We start from the raw sequence: 16,672 nt of genomic DNA, 5'->3' as shown, positions 1-16,672 counted from the left end.
TGGTGAGTTCGCCAGCCAACGATTTATGACTGCATTTATTTCATCCCCTATGATCATCCTTCCAAATCACTGTTCGCCTGAATGCTTATCGCGCTTGTGGTAACATTTACCTCTGTCTCACAGCACGTGCCCACTATCAATGAAATTTCCAGGTAAACGTAAGTCCAAACACTATTTCCCCGTCGATGCTCACGATCCGCTGCTTCGTGATTCCATGCTGCAAGCCATGCAGCCGGAGTCTGACACCAGCGCGTCCTATATTGTCGGCATAGACCAGACGCTGGTGGATATTGAAGCCAAGGTCGACGACGAGGTGATAGAACGTTACGGTCTGATAGCAGGGCAGTCGAGCCTGATTGACGACGAGCGCGCCGAGCTGCTTTATCAAGAATTGGTGGCTAATGCGTTGATTACCCATCAGTTTGCTGGCGGTACGATTGGAAATACGCTGCACAACTATTCGGTGCTGGCTGATGATAGGTCGGTACAGCTTGGCGTAATGTGTAGCGACGTAAAAATAGGCGGCTATGCCTATCGGTATCTATGTAACACCTCCAGCCTTATCGATCTTGACTATCTACAGGGCGTAGACGGTGCAATAGGCCGCTGTTTCACCCTGATTAACGAAAACGGTGAGCGCACCTTTGCCATCAGTCCAGGTCATATGAACCAACTTCGCGCCTCAAGCATTCCTGAGGACGTGATAGCCGGTGCTTCGGCGCTGGTGTTAACGTCTTATCTACTGCGCGGCGCGGTGGGTGATCCGATGCCCGAGGCAACCATGCAGGCGATTGCCTATGCCAAAAAGTATCAGGTGCCGGTTGTGCTGACGTTAGGGACTCAGTTCGTGATAGCCGAAGATCCGCAGGCGTGGCGCGACTTTATCAATGAACATGTCACGATTTTAGCGATGAATGAAGATGAAGCCTGTGCATTAACCGGTTTAAGCGATCCGTTAATGGCGTTAAATCAGTCGCTGGAGTGGGCTGACCTTGTGCTTTGCACCGCCGGTCCGAGTGGATTATATATGGGCAGTTATACCGAGGACGCGTATAAGCGCACCACTAACCATCCTTTGCTTCCTGGCGCGATTGCCGAATTTAACCAGTATGAGTTTAGTCGAGCGATGCGCCGAGAAAGCTGCACTACGCCGCTGCGGATTTTCTCGCACATCGCGCCGTATATGGGTGGACCCGAGAAAATAATGAATACTAACGGTGCCGGAGACGGTGCGCTGTCGGCGTTGCTGCATGATATTGCCGCCAACGGTTTCCACCGGATGTCAGTCCCTAACTCCAGCAAGCACTCACGTGAATATTTGACCTATTCGTCGCTGGCGCAGGTCTGTAAATATGCCAATCGGGTGAGTTTTCAGGTGCTTAACCAGCACTCTCCACGCCTGACACGAGGACTGCCGGAGCGCGAAGACAGTTTGGAAGAGTCCTACTGGGAACGCTAAATCCTCGTCGCCCTGAACAGGGTAGCGGCGTTGGCTACACCGTTCATGACGCAGAAGATTGTATGTTTAATCAGAAAATTACGCCGGGCAGCTTTCGGGCTTTGGCGGTATTTCCTGGCCAATATTGAGTGAGTCGAGCATGTTGTTAGCTATCTCGCGCTCGCCCATAACCACTTTGTTCGCGCCACGCGCCATGATGTAGGTGACCTCATCGTCATAGTGCGCGCGGGCAATGATCTCGATAGTGGGGCGCTTGGTTCGCGCTGAGGCAATAATTTCACCCGACTCGTAGCCGTTGGGGATAGTCAACAGCAGCCAGCGCGCACAGTCGAGGCCCGCCAATTCCATGATTTCCTGATTGGCTGCATTACCGAGTACTGCACTTATCCCCTGTTCACGCAGTGCTTCAACGCGTGGACGGGAGTTTTCAATCACCACCATCGGAATTCCCTGCTGTATCAGTCTGGCTCCCAGCAGGCTGCCTACTCGGCCATAGCCAACGATCAGTGCGTGATCGCAGAATGAGACCGGCATCTGTGCTTCATCTTCAATGATCTCCTCAATACTTTGGTCCTCAATGATCTCCGTCTTGGCGAGGTAGCGTTCAAGCAGTGAGAACAGCAGAGGATTGAGCATGATCGACAATATTGATCCCGCCAGCACCAGATTGCGCGCATGCTCGGAAAGCATGCCGAGGGTGATACCTAGTCCGGCTAAAATAAAGGCAAACTCACCGATCTGCGCCAGACTGACTGAAATGGTCAATGCGGTGCGCTGCGAATGGCCAAACATTTTGACCAGTGCGAAGGCGGCAGCAGATTTACCAAACAGAATAATTGCCAAGGTTGCCAGCACCGCCAACGGCTCGTGGATAAGGATCATCGGGTCAAACAGCATGCCAACCGAAACAAAGAACAGCACCGCAAAGGCATCGCGCAGTGGCAACGTGTCGTGTGCTGCCCGTTGGCTGAGCTCAGACCCGTTAAGTACCATTCCGGCAAAGAAGGCACCGAGGGCAAAAGAAGCATCGAAGAATTCAACGGCGCCAAAAGCAATACCCAGCGCCAGTGCCAGCACGGCTAAAGTAAACAGCTCGCGGGAGCCAGTGGCGGCAGACTTAGCCAAGATCCAAGGCACCAGGCGACGACCGACGACGATCATCAGAATAATAAAGGCAACAACTTTGCCCAGCGTGATGGCCAGTTCGGTAAGTAAATGTCCCGCGCTCATCTGCTGGCTGCCCATCATATTGCTAATCGCTGGCAGCAGAACCAGCGTCAGCACCATCGCTAAATCTTCAACAATCAGCCAACCAATGGCGATTTGCCCGCGCTGGCTGTCGATAAGCTGCCGTTCTTCGAGCGCACGCAGCAGCACAACGGTACTGGCGGTTGACAGACAAAGGCCAAATACCAGTCCACTGGTCAGGTCCCAACCCATCAGGTGAGAAAGCCCCATACCCAGCACGGTGGCGACGGCAATCTGCAAAATAGCACCGGGGATGGCAATGGATTTCACTGCCAATAAGTCTTTCAGGGAAAAATGGAGGCCTACGCCAAACATCAGCAAGATAACGCCAATTTCGGCTAATTCGGGGGCAAGTGAGGTGTCTGCGACAAAACCGGGGGTAAAGGGGCCGGCTAAAACGCCGGCGGCGAGGTAGCCAACCAAAGGCGAAATGCGCAGCCGGTTAGCTAACATACCCAAGAGGAAGGCGAGAACTAAGCCTCCTACAATCGTCGTAATTAAGGGGGTAGAATTATGCATCAAGATTCCCTCTCGTTATGCACGGAACAGCGTGAACCTGGTACTTTCAGTTTAATTTAAAAAACTCGCCTTAGGTGAAAAAATAGTGCTTTAAAGTTGATAAATGCGAGTAATGCCAAGAAAATTAGCTGAAGAGCTCATTTGCACTGCATTAACATGAAAATGGCTGATAAAAAAACGATATCCTTGCGTTCATAAAGTGAATTATCAGCCTTTAATATAATGTTTTAAGTGGATTTACGTTCGATATTTGGCAAAAAGGCGGTCAGTATTCCTAAAAGCGGGAGGAATGCACATATTTGATAGACCTCCTCTATTCCTTTTTTATCGGCCACATAGCCTAGTATAGCCGCACCCAGTCCGCCCATACCGAAGGCCAGTCCAAAGAACAGTCCCGATACCATGCCTACTTTCCCGGGAATAAGCTCCTGAGCAAACACCAGAATAGCGGAGAACGCTGAGGCTAGAATGACGCCGATAATCACGCTTAGTACGCTGGTCCAAAACAGATTGGCGTGTGGTAAGAGCAGGGTAAAGGGCGCGACGCCGAGTATTGACACCCAAATAACATATTTACGGCCAATCTTGTCACCGATTGGGCCGCCAATGATGGTTCCGGCGGCTACGGCAAGCAGGAAGCCAAACAGATGAAACTGCGCTTCCTGAATAGAGACGCCAAATTTATGAATGAGGTAAAAAGTGTAGTAGCTGCTCAGGCTAGTCAGATAAAAATATTTTGAAAACACCAATACCAGCAGAATGCCGAGCGAGAGGGCCACGGTGCGTCTTGGCAAAATACTCACCTGCACAGGAACGGGTCCGCGTTTTTTAGCCAACTGTTGCTGGTGGCTATACCATCTACTGACTTGCAGCAGCACCACCATGCCCAGCAGAGCGGCAAGTGAAAACCATGCCACGTTACCTTTGCCGTAAGGCGCAATGATAATTGCCGCTAACAGGGGACCTAGCGCGCTGCCGAAGTTACCACCCACCTGAAAAAGCGATTGCGCCAAACCGTGGCGACCGCCTGACGCCATGCGTGCCACCCGCGAGGACTCGGGGTGAAATATGGATGAGCCAGTCCCAACCAGCGCTGCGGCGATGAGTATCACGCCAAAGCTTTGCGCAACCGCCAGCAACAGCAAACCAGCCAGCGTGAAGCCCATACCAACCGGTAGCGAATAAGGTTTAGGGTGCTTATCGGTGTAGTGGCCAATTAGCGGCTGGAGTAGAGAAGCTGTTATCTGATAGGTGAGCGTAATCATCCCGATTTGTGTGAAGCTCAGGGTAAATTCTTTTTGCAACAGCGGATAAATCGCCAGAATAAGCGACTGCAGCATATCGTTAAGCAGGTGCGACACGCTAATCGCCGTAAGTATCTTAAATGCAGTACCTTTCAACGCGCTGTCTTTCTTCTGAATGTGTACTTCACTACGATCGGTCATAATTTGACTCTTTCCCCGTCATCTTTCGCGTTGCTGGCGAGTAAGCGACCTTCCTGCATCTCGAAATCTATTGGGTAATTTTAAGGGTGAGAGAAAAAAACTAATCGCGTTTTGCTATTTCCGCAAAGCGCCCGTTGAGTAAGCGGCAAAGATCTGCCGCCGAGAGCTCAAGATCGAGCCCTCGCTTGCCGCCAGAGACAAAAATGGTCGTGAACTGCTGCGCGGGGCTGTCAATAACCGTCGGCAACAGTTTTTTCTGCCCTAGTGGGCTGATGCCGCCGACCAGGTAACCGGTCACGCGCTGCGCCAGTTGTGGGTCAGCCATATCAGCTTTTTTTGCCCCCAGCGCCTTGGCGACTTTTTTAAGATCCAACTGGGTGGCGACGGGGGTAATGGCTACAGCCAGGTTTTTTGCTTCACCGTTAAGCGCCACTAATAACGTCTTATAAACCTGTGCGGCATCCAGTCCGAGTTTTTTTACCGCTTCATCACCAAAGTTGGTCTCATCACTGCTGTGTTCATAGGGATGCAGGGTGAAACTGATTTTATTTTTTTCCAGAAGCTTTACGGCGGGCGTCATTTTTCTTTTCCATGTAACAAAGTTGGCGCATTAGGCGCACAACTTGATTAGCTAAAAAATAATCACATTACACAATCTTTTGATACTAAAGAACAAAGTATGAAATTCGAGCGCCAAGCGCGTTTTTTGAGCAATTGAGAGTTGCCAGATGACAATCACGTTGCTAACCTACGCGCGCCGGCATGGATTCCTCAAGAACTTCATGCTGCCGCGATAATTAATAAAAATGAAATTCCTCTTTGACTGGCCAATAGAAATATTGGCCATTTTTTTGTCTCAAAAAGGACAACAGCGCAATTAACTTTTTTGATTTAACAGGCTGGGAAGATTCCCTTCACCATACAAATGCAGTGCACCTACCGCGACCACATAGTTCCCTGCGGGCATGCTTTCCAACTGCTTTTTCCAGCTCTGATTGCGTTGGTGCATTAGCACGTCATAAAGCGCATTACCAAAGGTGGCGGGCAGTTGGCTGATACCTGTCGAAGGATGGCTGTCGAGCCACCAGCCAATCATCGTTTGCAACAGTCTGGCATTAGTGTGCCAGTGGGTGAGAGTGTCATCAAGCAGGCTGCGCCCGTCTTCGGGTAATTGTTTTAGCAATTTGAGCTGCTGCTCCGCACCTTCAAGCTCAATGACCTTTTTATTCTGGTTTTTAGCCGCGCTTAGCAGCTGGTAATCGATGCCGTATTCACCCCGTAGTCCTAAACGCTGTGCCTGAGTCGCCTGTAACATCAGGGCAATTTGCCAACAAGGCAGGTCTGAGAGGGAATACATCGGGATGCCTATTTCGTCGCACAGGCACTCAATCTGCTGATACTGCTGTATTTCGAGGCGTTCACTGAGCGGAGCCAGACCTTCTGGCTCTCCAAAAGGCGATTCACTGCCGCTGATATCTGCCTCAACGATCAGAGCATCTGCCTGTGAGACCTTACGGATTAACTGCTTAGGCAGCGGCGACATGTTTTCTGTGCCCATATGGATGCTGCCTACCAGATGAAATTTACGCCCGCCGGCAAGCGTAATATCGATAGCGGGGTAGGGATACTGTGCGGGAGGAATGAGCCCAGTCCAGCGAGCCAGTCGGTGTAATAAATCCCAAATCATGCGTTGTCTCCCTGTTCCAATTGCCTTTCATGCTAGCGCTAACGGGCAGATTGGAACAGGGGGAAAACTCTCTAACGCACAATTACCTATCAACAGAGCTTTTATTGATAAACAGAGTCGGTGATGGCTAAACCTGCCTATTTTTTGTGAGCGACAAATTTATTCGGCTTAAAACGCAGCAGCCGGTTAGCATTGGCGACCACGGTGATGGAGGACAGCGCCATAGCCGCTCCGGCGACAATCGGACTCAGCAATGTGCCAGTGAGTGGATAAAGTACGCCTGCGGCCACAGGAATACCTATCACGTTGTAAATGAAGGCACCCAACAGGTTTTGTTTCATGTTTCGCAGCGTACCTTGAGACAATGCCAGCGCATCGGCCACACCGTGCAGGCTAGGGCGCATCAAGGTAATGGCCGCCGTTTCGATGGCAACATCGCTGCCGCCTCCCATCGCTATCCCCACGTCTGCCTGTGCCAGCGCTGGTGCATCATTAATACCGTCGCCAATCATTGCCACCTGTTCACCCCGCGCCTGCAGCGTTTTCACCGCCTCGGCTTTGCCCTCCGGGCGTACGCCAGCGATCACCTCATCAATACCGGCAAGTTTGGCGATGGCCCGAGCAGTAAGCTCATTGTCACCGGTAAGCATCACCAGCTTGTACCCTTGCTGATGCAGGCGTTGCAGGGCCTCCGCGCTGTCTTCACGCAGCGAATCGCGTATCGAGAATACGGCAACAACTTTACCTGCCGCAGCGAGCAAAACAGGGGTAAAGCCTTGTGACGCCTGTTGCGACAGCAGGGCGTCAGCAATGCCGCAGTCTATTTGCTGTTGTTCAAGCAGTGCCCTGTTGCCCAGCAGGAGTGAGGTGTCGCCACTGTTACCACTCACGCCTAAACCGCCGAGAGTGCGAAAGTTGATAATCTCGGTTTTCGCCATGCTGGCGGCTTTGTCCGCAATGGCCTGCGCCAGGGGATGATGAGATCCTTGCTCCAGCGATGCGGCCCAGCGCAGTGCCTGCTCTTCTTCCGTATGGTTAAACAGGTGGATTTCTGCCACCTGTGGCTTGCCTTCGGTTAACGTGCCGGTTTTATCAAACACCAGCGTGGTGAGAGTACTGGCCTTTTGCAATGCGTCGGCGTCTTTGACCAACACGCCAAACTCGGCAGCACGCCCAACGCCCGCGGTAATCGACATTGGCGTTGCTAAACCCAAGGCGCAAGGGCAGGCAATGATCAATATCGTTGTGACGATCACCAGCGTGTACATCAGCTGCGGTTGCGGGCCGAAAAAGTACCACACGGCGCCGCTCAGCAGTGCAATAGCGACCACTATGGGAACAAATACGGCCGAAATTCTGTCGGCCAGCTTGCCTATCTCCGGCTTGCTGCTTTGTGCTTCACGTACCAGATTAATGATGCGCGATAGCTGGGTTTGACCGCCCACGGCGCTGGCTATGAACTGCACACTGCCGTCTTTGACCTGCGTACCCGCGCTTATCTTCTCGCCCAATCTTCGATGCTGAGCGATAGGCTCGCCGGTCAGCATCGCCTCGTCAAACCAGGCTTCGCCCTGATGAATCTCACCGTCAACCGGCACGCGATCGCCGGTAGTCAGGCGCAGCAGCATACCCGGTTGAACTTCAGACAGAGCCAGCGTCTTTTCACCTTGGTCGGTGATAACTCTCGCCGTGGGAGGAGTGAGATCCAGCAAACGTTCCAGTGCTTTCGACGATCGCTGACGACCCCGTTGCTCCAGTGCGTGCCCGAGATTAATCAGCCCGACTATCATCACGCTCGCTTCGTAATACAAGTGTCGTGCCTGCATAGGAAAAGCTTCGGGCCACAGCGTGACCATAAACGAGAATATCCACGCTGCGCCGGTGCCCAGTGAAACCAGGGTGTCCATGTTGGCACTGCCGTGCATCAGGCTTTTCCAGGCGCTGCGATAGAAATGCCCACCGGCGATAACCATAATCGCCAGCGTGAGTATGCCGACCACGAGCCAGCCATTTTGATTACTGGCGGTAACCATCATCTCACCGCCCAACAACCCCCAGGCCATCAGTGGGATGCCGGCCGCCAAACCTAATGCCGCCTGCCAGCTAAAGCGGATCATACTGCTGCGCGCCGTTTGCTGCTGTCGTTCACGACGCAGGGTTTCATCGATAATAATTTCTGCGCCATAACCTGCTTTTTCGACAGCTTCAATCAGCGCATCGGCATTTTCTGCCCCTTGCACCAATGCGCTACGCTCAGCCAGATTAACGCTTGCCCGTGTCACACCGCTGACTTTTTCCAGTGCACGCTGAACCTTGCTTACACAGCTGGCGCAGGTCATCCCGCTGAGCAGAAGCTGAACGCTTTCGCCTTCGGCTGTAGGATGTTTTTCGACGGATGCCGGAACAAAAGAAGTGGCCGCTGACTGACGTTCCGGCACGGAAGCTTCAGGGAGAGTCAGCGGCTCAGATTTTGGGGATGCATTCTCCGTTGCCAACTGAGCGTGGTAGCCCGCATTTTCGACGGCATCGATCAGGCTTTGGCTGCTTGCTTCGCCTTTAACTACGGCCTTATCAATAGTGACCTCAACGTCTTGCGTACCAGCAACGGCTTCCAGAGCCTTACGCGTTGAAGCTACACAGTGGCCACAGGACAGGCCTTGTAAAGTCAATACGGTGGTATTTGACATAAAATATCCTTGGGGCGGTTATGCCCAGTTTTAATGATTAAGTGGTCAATTCCTACTCGTGATATACAATAAACCTTCCAGCAAGGGGAAGGTCAATGCAATATTATGTTGATAGAAAAGGATTTTTATTAACACTGTCCACAACGCGACCACACTTCGAAAAAAAAGGCCCCTAAAAGGGGCCTTTTTTATTAATGCATGCTACGGAGTTAGCCGTATTTTTTTGCAAAGTTTTCATCTGAAGAACATAAGTATACGATGAATTCTATGAATGCGAGTACGGACGGAATCAACGTCCAAAAGAAGATTAGGTAAAGTATACCTTGACCAGTTCTGCCCAGATAAAATTTATGTGCGCCGATGCCACCTAGGAAGAATGCCAATAGCGCCGCTGTGATTCGATTTTTATTACCAGCACTAAGACTCGTTGCGCCACAATGAGGACAGCTTCTTGCTGACTCATGAATTTCTTTACCGCAACCTCGGCAAAAAACCATGTTCGCCATTGTTTATTTCCTTATTTTTATTTTCACAAATGTGTGTAATACAATCTATTGCTGCTTTTACATTTTACGTTAGTAAGCTGTCATTACAATACAAGACATCTCTCCGAAAACGTCAAACAATTAAGTCTGAAAACCCCCAGATATCTGGGGCTTAACGGTTCTTCAGAGTGAAAGGGTAAGCTGGTCTTCCCCGTAATTTGAGTTGGGGAATAAACCTTTAGGGACGGCATTCGCTTTCATGGGTAATACGTTATTGAGAAAGTGCTCTACTGCATCAAGCGTGGTGAAAGCACTGCCACAGGATAGGTTATTACATTGATGGTAGCTGCGTCTGACTTCGTTACTCAGCATCACGCTGGTTCGGGTTTTAGCGCTTGCGCCGCACTTTGGACAGGTAAACATGAGACACCACCGCTGTCAGATTAATTTCAACTTATTTTAAGATAAGTCTAAATATTAATCTACTCTGTTTCCCCGTCGTCCTCTTCTGCGTCATCCCAACTGGTTAACCTCACTTCCAGCTCAAGCACTGTCAAGAATCCGCTATCGTCAATGGAATGGGTGACCCGGTGAATAACCCAGTCTGCCTGGTCGATAATGGGCTTAAACCCGCTGACGTTGGCATGCAATTCAGGGTATAAATCCTCTCTGCCGCGTGCCAGGGTAATACTGAATTCCGCCGCCCCCCGTTGCAACTCACGCCACTTTGCCGCCGCTGCCCGCTTGGCTGCTCTCTCGGTCTTGAAGGTTTTACGCATAACAAAAACGTTACCCTCCGCACCCTCCATGTAATCCCCCTCCTTTTTGCTTGAGGCAGGGGTAACGGCTACCGGCTTTTTCTTCCTGCGGCGTTTCACCGTTGTGGGCTTTTTCTTGCCAAAATTCAGATCCAGCCAGTAAGTCTGAACGCCGGTGTAGGCGTCGCGGTCGGCGATACGAAAAGAGTGCCCATCGCCCGAGGCGCGAGTGATCATGACGGCAGGCAGTACGCGGCCACTTTGCGACACCCCCATGCCTGGCACGATGAAAAGTAATTGACCGTTCTTGATGGTCGCAATCGCGCCCAGCATTTCGGCCATGCGGGTTAAAAAACTGATATCTGACTCATTCGTTTGGTCAGCATGGTCAATCTCAATATCTTTGAGTGACGCGCTGACCGCCGGGATAAGGTCATAACGCCCTGCGATGGCCGAGACAACATCACTCACTTTGACGTTATGCCAGCTGTACTCACGTTTGACGTTAAAAGTTTCTCGAAAGTCAGCACTTCGCGCAGCAATAATTAACCGGTCAGGCGGCCCTTGATGGGTGATTTCATCGACCGTAAACAGTCCTTTATCAACCAGGGGTTTACCGGCCCAGCCAATCGCCACGGCTATTTTCGCCCCCCTTGACGGCATAACAACCCGCCCGTCACTGTCGTCAATGGTCAGCTCCAATCTGTCCGCCTCAAAGCCGCGATTATCAGTGAGTGATAAGGACATCAACCTTTCATCCAGCGCGGTCAGTACGACGCCGTCAATGGACAGCCGGTGATCGGGCTGCATGGATAAATCTTCATTCAAAATAGTCAGCATAAATCCCCCTGCCTGTATCCTCGCTCGCGCGCATGAGCGCCGTCAGCCGCTAAGAGTTGTCAGCGGCCAGAGACAACCGGCACGACGTGAAAAGAAGCCTGCGCGGGTTGATGATGGTTTGCACGCATCAATCAGAGGCAAGAAAAGCATGGATAATTATCATCACGGCAGCTCGGTTAAGGAAACCACTGACCTGAGCACGCCCATTCGCGATATTAATACCGCCACCATTGGCGTTATCTGTACGGCGGATGATGCAGACGCTATTACGTTTCCACTCAACACCCCCGTTCTGCTCACTCGGGTACGCGATTACCTCGGCAAATCGGGCAAAACAGGCACGCTTTACACGGTCCTTAAGGCGATTTCTGACCAGTCCAGCCCGAAGGTTGTCGTTGTTCGCGTGGCACAGGCGAAAGGTGACGGGGCCACTACGCAGGACCAATTGACTATCGGCGGCGTAGGCGTGGATGGACGCTATACCGGCCTGTTTGCTTTGCTGACCGCCGAGCCTCGCATCGGGGAGCGTCCGCGCATTCTGGCCGCGCCTGGCCTTGACACCAAGCCGGTGGGCCTTCAACTGGCGGTGATCGCCGAGAAGTTGCGGGCATTTACTTATGTCGCCGCCAACGGCTGTAAAACTATTGCCGAAGCCAAGGCCTACCGTGAAGATTTCAGCGAGCGCGAAGTCATGGTGATTTACCCTGACTTTATTGCTTACGACAGCCAGAGCGCGGCAAACGTCGTCGTGCCGTCACCGGCTTATGCGGTCGGGCTGCGCGCCAAAATCGACGCAGACCAGGGTTGGCACAAAGTCCTGTCAAACGTTGCCGTGTCCAACGTTCTGGGCATTTCTGCGGATATCTATTGGACCCTTCAGGGCACTGACACGGACGCGGACGATCTCAACAGCAAGGGCATTACCACCCTGATTAAGCGCGACGGCTTTCGCTTCTGGGGTTCACGCACCTGTGACGCCGAGACGTTTATCTTTGAAAGTTACACCCGCACCGCGCAAATCCTCGCCGATACCATTGCCGAGGCACATTTTGCCTACATCGATAAAACGCTGACGCCTTCACTGGCGAAGGACATCGTTGACGGCATCAATCGCAAAGGCTCCGCGCTGGTCACCGCCGGTAGGCTCCTCGGTTTCGCCTGCTGGTATGACAAAGCCGATAACGGGGCGGACACGCTGAGCAACGGGAAACTGACCATTCGTTATAAATACACGCCGGTTCCGCCGCTTGAAAATCTGAGTCTTGTCCAGGAGTTCACGGACGAATACTTTGCCGTGTTCGACCAACTGGGCTAAGGGGAAACAACCATGGCACTACCAAGTAAACTTTTTGCGTTCAACGCCTTTGTCAACGGTAACAGCTACCTGGGCAAGGCCGAAGAGATCACGACGCCCAAACTGTCGCGCAAGACCGAAGACTATCAGGGAGCAGGCATGCCGATGGGCGTCTCGGTTCACCTGGGCTTTGAAACGGGCGCGGCAGACATGGAAATTACGCTGGGCGGCATTGACCCTCAGCTTATCAAAACCTACGGCAGCACCATTGACGGCGTGCAGCTGCGCTTTGCAGGGTCGTACCTGGACGACTCGACCGGCAACGCTATTCCCTGTGAGATTCAGACGCGCGGACGCGTGCAGGAAATGGACTGGGGCAGCGCCAAATCTGGGGATAACACCTCCCACAAATACTCGCTGAAAAATACCTACGTGAAAATCACCATTAACAGCGAAGAGGTATTCGAACTCGACGCCCTGAACATGGTCTGGATCGTGGGCGGCAAGGACATGATGGAGCAGCACCGGGCCAATATGGGACTGTAATTTTCTATTAACTTACCGGCGCAACCGCTGCGCCGGTTTACTGAGAGATAAACCATGCAAAAGACAATCACCCTGGGCTTTCCCGTGGTACGCGGCAAGACCGAAATCAAAGAAGTGACCATTACTGAAGCCATGCAGCAGACCGGCTCTCTGCGCGGCCTGAAACTTTATGACGTCATGACCAGTGACGTGGATTCGCTGATCAAGCTGCTGCCGCGCGTCACCAGCCCATCGCTGACCGAAGTTGAAGTGAGCCAGCTTAACGTGCAGGACTTCTCCCAGCTGGCCGCCGGTATTGCCGATTTTTTGGCACCGTCCTCGGCGCCGAGCGAGACAGCAGTGGGCGAAATCTAATCCGCTGTCCGGCGGTTGATACTGACGAACTTATCGCCGATATCGCCGTCGTTTTTCACTGGCAGCCGTCAACCTACGATGTGATGCCAGTGAGTGAATTTCTGACCTGGCATAAGCGTGCGTTGGCACGAAATGGACAGGAAGAATGACAGAACGTAACCTCAGCATTCGCGTAGCGTTCAGCGCTATCAACAACATCACCCGCCCGGTAAGCGCGGCGCAAAAAAGCGCCGCCTCGCTGGCATCCCAAATCAAATCCACGCAGACCAGCCTGAAAGGCCTTGAACGTCAGGCAAGCAGTTTTGACCGCCTGTCTAAAGCCTCTGAAACCACCGCGCGCCAACTTGCCGAAGCCCGTAAAAAAGCGGACGAACTGCGCACCGCGTTTGGCCCGGCAAAGCAACGCACGGACGAACAGACCGCGGCCCTCAAAAAACAGTCGGATGCCGTCCGGCAACTTTCCCGCGCGCGTGACGAGGAGCAGGCCAAGCTCGGCGCGCTGCGTTCGGCGCTCATGCACAACGGCGTGCTGCTTCGCGGCGGCAGCAGCGCGACGGAGCAAATTAGCCGAAAAACAGCAGAATATAACCGCCAACTGGCCGAGCAGCAGCGGCGACTTGCCGCCGTCAGCCGTGCGCAGCAACAGTATCAACGTGCGAAAGAAACCCGCGAGAAGCTGGAAAGCGGCGGTATGCGCGCGGTGGCTACCGGTGCAGCCATCACTGCGCCTGTCATTGGCCTGGTAAACAGCTACGCAAACTTCGAAGACTCCATGAAGGGCGTCGCCAAGCAGGTGAACGGGCTGAGGGATAATGACGGCACCCGGACGGCACAGTTTTATGAGATGCAGCAGGCCATCAAGGCGGCCAGCGAACAGCTCCCGATGCCGAACGGTGCGATTGACTACGCCGCCTTGGTCGAAGGCGGCGCGCGCATGGGCGTGGCAAACAGTGATGACCCGTGGGACAAACAGAAAAAAGACCTGCTGTCTTTCGCCACCACCGCCGCTATGGCGTCGGTCGCCTTTGAGCTTCCGGCCAGCGAGCTATCCGAAAGTCTAGGCAAAATTGCCGGGCTGTATAAAATCCCGACTCAGAACATTGAGCAGCTCGGCGACGTACTGAACTACCTGGACGACAACGCCAAGTCAAAGGGCGCGGACATTATTGACGTGCTCCAGCGTATCGGGGGCGACGCTGACAAGCTGGACTACCGCAAGGCCGCCGCACTTGCTTCAACCTTCCTGACGCTGGGTTCCGCGCCAGAAATCGCGGCCAGTGCCACACACGCCATGGTGCGAGAGCTTTCGATTGCGACGCAGCAAAGCAATAACTTTATGGAGGGGCTTAACGCGATCGGACTCAGTGCAGAGAAGGTTCAAAAATCCATGTCGGTCGACGCCATGGGCACCATTCTCACCGTGCTGGAGCAGGCACGAAAACTTCCCGCTTCCGATCAGTCTTCTGTGCTGACGCAGATTTTTGGCAAGGAATTTGGCGGCAACGCCGCCAAGCTCATGAACAACCTGCCTGAGTTGTACCGTCAGCTGCAACTGGTCAACAGCGAAGCGGCCAAAGGGTCAATTCGCCGTGAGTCTGACATTAACATTGACTCTGTTAGCGCAGAATTTATGACCACTAAGGCGAGCTTGATTAACGCCTTTAGCAGCCTGGGCGAAACGCTGCGCGGGCCTGCCATGGAAGTCATGAAATATGCCACCGGCATGATCCAGCGCTTTCGTGCCTGGGCCGAAGCCAATCCGGCGCTGGTTGGCTCACTACTCAAACTGGCGGCCGCCGTGGGTGTTGCCATCGCCGTACTGGGCGCGCTGGCCCTGAGCGTTGCCAGCATTCTGCTTCCTATGGCTGCCGTACGCCTGAGCCTTTCACTCCTGACGGGGGGGCGCGGCTTCGGCGGTCTTTTACCTTCACTCAGCGGGCTGACCGCTCGCCTTGGGCGACTTGCCCCTCTGCTGGCCGGTACAGGGCGCAGCGTTAAAGACTGGGGGCCGCTGTTCCGCTCGGCAGCGACGGCCGCCGCCGAGTTTGGCACGCGTATTCTGTCCATCGGTAAAACAGGCCTGAGCGTTGTTGCCCGCATGGGCAGCGCCACAGGCTCGGCACTGAGAATGCTTTTCACAGCACCAGGCGCCGCACTGGCTGCGCTGGGTAATGGCCTGCGCACACTTGCTACATCAGGTTTTGGCACACTCCTCACCGTGGGGCGCAGTGTGCTGACCGTGCTAGGCGGTGGCCTCTCACTGTTGCTTAGCCCCGTATTTCTGCTGGTCGCTGCCCTGGCCGGTGCGGCGATCATGATCTGGAAATACTGGGAACCGATAAAGGCATTCTTCGGGGGATTCTGGACGGGACTTGTTGGCGCTATCGAACCCGTTAAGCAGGCGTTCGCGCCGCTTGAGCCTATTTTTGATGGCATAGGCAATGCCATTGGCCGCGTGTGGAACTGGTTTACCCAGCTGTTTGAGCCGGTCAGTACCTCAGCGGAAACCCTGAAAGAATGCACGGAGGCGGGGCGGGTATTCGGCGAGGTTGTCGGCAAGGCCGTGTCGGGCGTGGTTGATGTTATTTTGAAAGTCGCCGAGGGGATAGGCTGGCTACTGAAAAAACTGGGCGCTATTCCCGAAGCGGCCAATGCGGCTAAAGAAGTGGCGAACACCATGGATGCCGTCGCCCCCCAGGCTAAAGCGCCGGTAGTGAACGTCTGGGATGAAAAAAATAAGAAGTTTATCCAGCGCCCGTGGGCATTTTCATCGACAGAAGGCGTGATCAATAACGGCAATAACGCCCCCAAAGATACTCCACCGCGCAAACCGCCACTTTTGCCGCCCGTAGGTCCGACACCGCTGTCACAGCTTAGCGGGCATAACAACACGAAGAAGGAAAAAGGAGCTGGAACCGGCACGCCCGATGCCGTCAGCGCGGCGGCACGAGACCCGGATAAGCTGGGTGATATCGTCTTTAAAAAACACCCGCCTGTCATGTCGGTTTATGGCGCTTACGATGAACCAAGGATTGCAGCCACCCACAGCCCGTCGCAGTCGATTGGTGACCGGATAGGGGCGGCAGTTCGTGGGATCACTGGGAAGTTAACCGCGTGGCCAACACAGTCATTTCTGCCTGGTATTCCGGTGCCATCGGGTCGCGCGGCACAGTCACAACCGGCTGTGCTCGATAACGCGCTCGAGCCGATAAGCCTGACATTAAATTTCTATGAGAGTGCCAAGCTTGATGCAAAAGAGATCGCGTCAACCGTGCGCCGTGAACTGACTGCACTGCTGCGAGAACGCGATAACCGCAAACGTTCACAACTCAAAGACAGGGAGTAAAATT

Annotated in this window: 14 protein-coding genes; 6 read left to right on the top strand and 8 right to left on the bottom strand. The window is 53.4% G+C overall.

What is annotated here, in order from left to right; translation table 11 throughout:
- The first annotated feature begins 139 nt into the window (after window positions 1-139).
- A complete protein-coding gene (locus BS639_RS09110) occupies window positions 140-1,459 on the top strand; it encodes an inosine/guanosine kinase (RefSeq protein ID WP_055776912.1) in 1,320 nt (439 codons plus the stop codon).
- Window positions 1,460-1,537: 78 nt separating this feature from the next.
- Here BS639_RS09110 and ybaL read toward each other — a convergent pair whose 3' ends face one another.
- From ybaL to BS639_RS09070, 8 genes are all read right to left on the bottom strand, one after another.
- A complete protein-coding gene (gene ybaL, locus BS639_RS09105) occupies window positions 1,538-3,226 on the bottom strand; it encodes a YbaL family putative K(+) efflux transporter (RefSeq protein ID WP_055776915.1) in 1,689 nt (562 codons plus the stop codon).
- A gap of 227 nt (window positions 3,227-3,453) precedes the next feature.
- Window positions 3,454-4,671, bottom strand: a complete 1,218-nt coding sequence (locus BS639_RS09100) for an MFS transporter (protein WP_055778196.1) — start codon at window positions 4,669-4,671, stop codon at window positions 3,454-3,456.
- Window positions 4,672-4,771: 100 nt separating this feature from the next.
- The gene (gene ybaK / locus BS639_RS09095; protein WP_084982916.1) at window positions 4,772-5,251 is read right to left on the bottom strand and encodes a Cys-tRNA(Pro)/Cys-tRNA(Cys) deacylase YbaK; all 480 of its coding nucleotides are present in this window, start codon (window positions 5,249-5,251) and stop codon (window positions 4,772-4,774) included.
- A 297-nt stretch (window positions 5,252-5,548) separates the two neighbouring features.
- On the bottom strand, window positions 5,549-6,355 hold the full coding sequence (locus tag BS639_RS09090) for a TraB/GumN family protein (RefSeq protein WP_173882081.1): 807 nt from the start codon (window positions 6,353-6,355) through the stop codon (window positions 5,549-5,551).
- Between the two features lie 140 nt (window positions 6,356-6,495).
- A complete protein-coding gene (gene copA / locus BS639_RS09085) occupies window positions 6,496-9,045 on the bottom strand; it encodes a copper-exporting P-type ATPase CopA (RefSeq protein ID WP_084982914.1) in 2,550 nt (849 codons plus the stop codon).
- Between the two features lie 209 nt (window positions 9,046-9,254).
- Window positions 9,255-9,551, bottom strand: a complete 297-nt coding sequence (locus tag BS639_RS09080; RefSeq protein ID WP_084982913.1) for a zinc-ribbon domain and TM2 domain-containing protein — start codon at window positions 9,549-9,551, stop codon at window positions 9,255-9,257.
- A 162-nt stretch (window positions 9,552-9,713) separates the two neighbouring features.
- Window positions 9,714-9,953, bottom strand: a complete 240-nt coding sequence (locus BS639_RS09075; protein WP_084982912.1) for an ogr/Delta-like zinc finger family protein — start codon at window positions 9,951-9,953, stop codon at window positions 9,714-9,716.
- 59 nt (window positions 9,954-10,012) lie between these two features.
- Window positions 10,013-11,128 (bottom strand): phage late control D family protein, encoded by a 1,116-nt coding sequence (locus BS639_RS09070; protein WP_139804073.1) that lies wholly within the window; start codon window positions 11,126-11,128, stop codon window positions 10,013-10,015.
- A 148-nt stretch (window positions 11,129-11,276) separates the two neighbouring features.
- Between BS639_RS09070 and BS639_RS09065 the strand changes: the two genes are divergently transcribed.
- From BS639_RS09065 to BS639_RS09045, 5 genes are all read left to right on the top strand, one after another.
- Window positions 11,277-12,443, top strand: coding sequence for a phage tail sheath subtilisin-like domain-containing protein (locus tag BS639_RS09065; protein WP_084982911.1), 1,167 nt, complete (start codon window positions 11,277-11,279; stop codon window positions 12,441-12,443).
- A 12-nt stretch (window positions 12,444-12,455) separates the two neighbouring features.
- Complete coding sequence (locus tag BS639_RS09060; protein WP_084982910.1) at window positions 12,456-12,968, top strand: phage major tail tube protein; 513 nt, start codon at window positions 12,456-12,458, stop codon at window positions 12,966-12,968.
- A 54-nt stretch (window positions 12,969-13,022) separates the two neighbouring features.
- Window positions 13,023-13,322, top strand: a complete 300-nt coding sequence (locus BS639_RS09055) for a phage tail assembly protein (protein ID WP_084982909.1) — start codon at window positions 13,023-13,025, stop codon at window positions 13,320-13,322.
- Between the two features lie 83 nt (window positions 13,323-13,405).
- The gene (locus BS639_RS25270; RefSeq protein WP_370518112.1) at window positions 13,406-13,471 is read left to right on the top strand and encodes a hypothetical protein; all 66 of its coding nucleotides are present in this window, start codon (window positions 13,406-13,408) and stop codon (window positions 13,469-13,471) included.
- Window positions 13,468-16,668, top strand: coding sequence for a phage tail tape measure protein (locus tag BS639_RS09045; RefSeq protein ID WP_084982908.1), 3,201 nt, complete (start codon window positions 13,468-13,470; stop codon window positions 16,666-16,668). Before BS639_RS25270 ends, BS639_RS09045 begins: the two co-directional genes overlap by 4 nt.
- Window positions 16,669-16,672 lie beyond the last annotated feature (4 nt).

It is taken from the genome of Rouxiella silvae (genome assembly GCF_002093625.1).
In the GTDB taxonomy this organism is placed as follows: Bacteria; Pseudomonadota; Gammaproteobacteria; order Enterobacterales; family Enterobacteriaceae; genus Rouxiella; species Rouxiella silvae.
The sequence above is the reverse complement of the archived record's forward strand: the minus strand, read 5'-3'. Positions and strand labels throughout refer to the sequence as shown.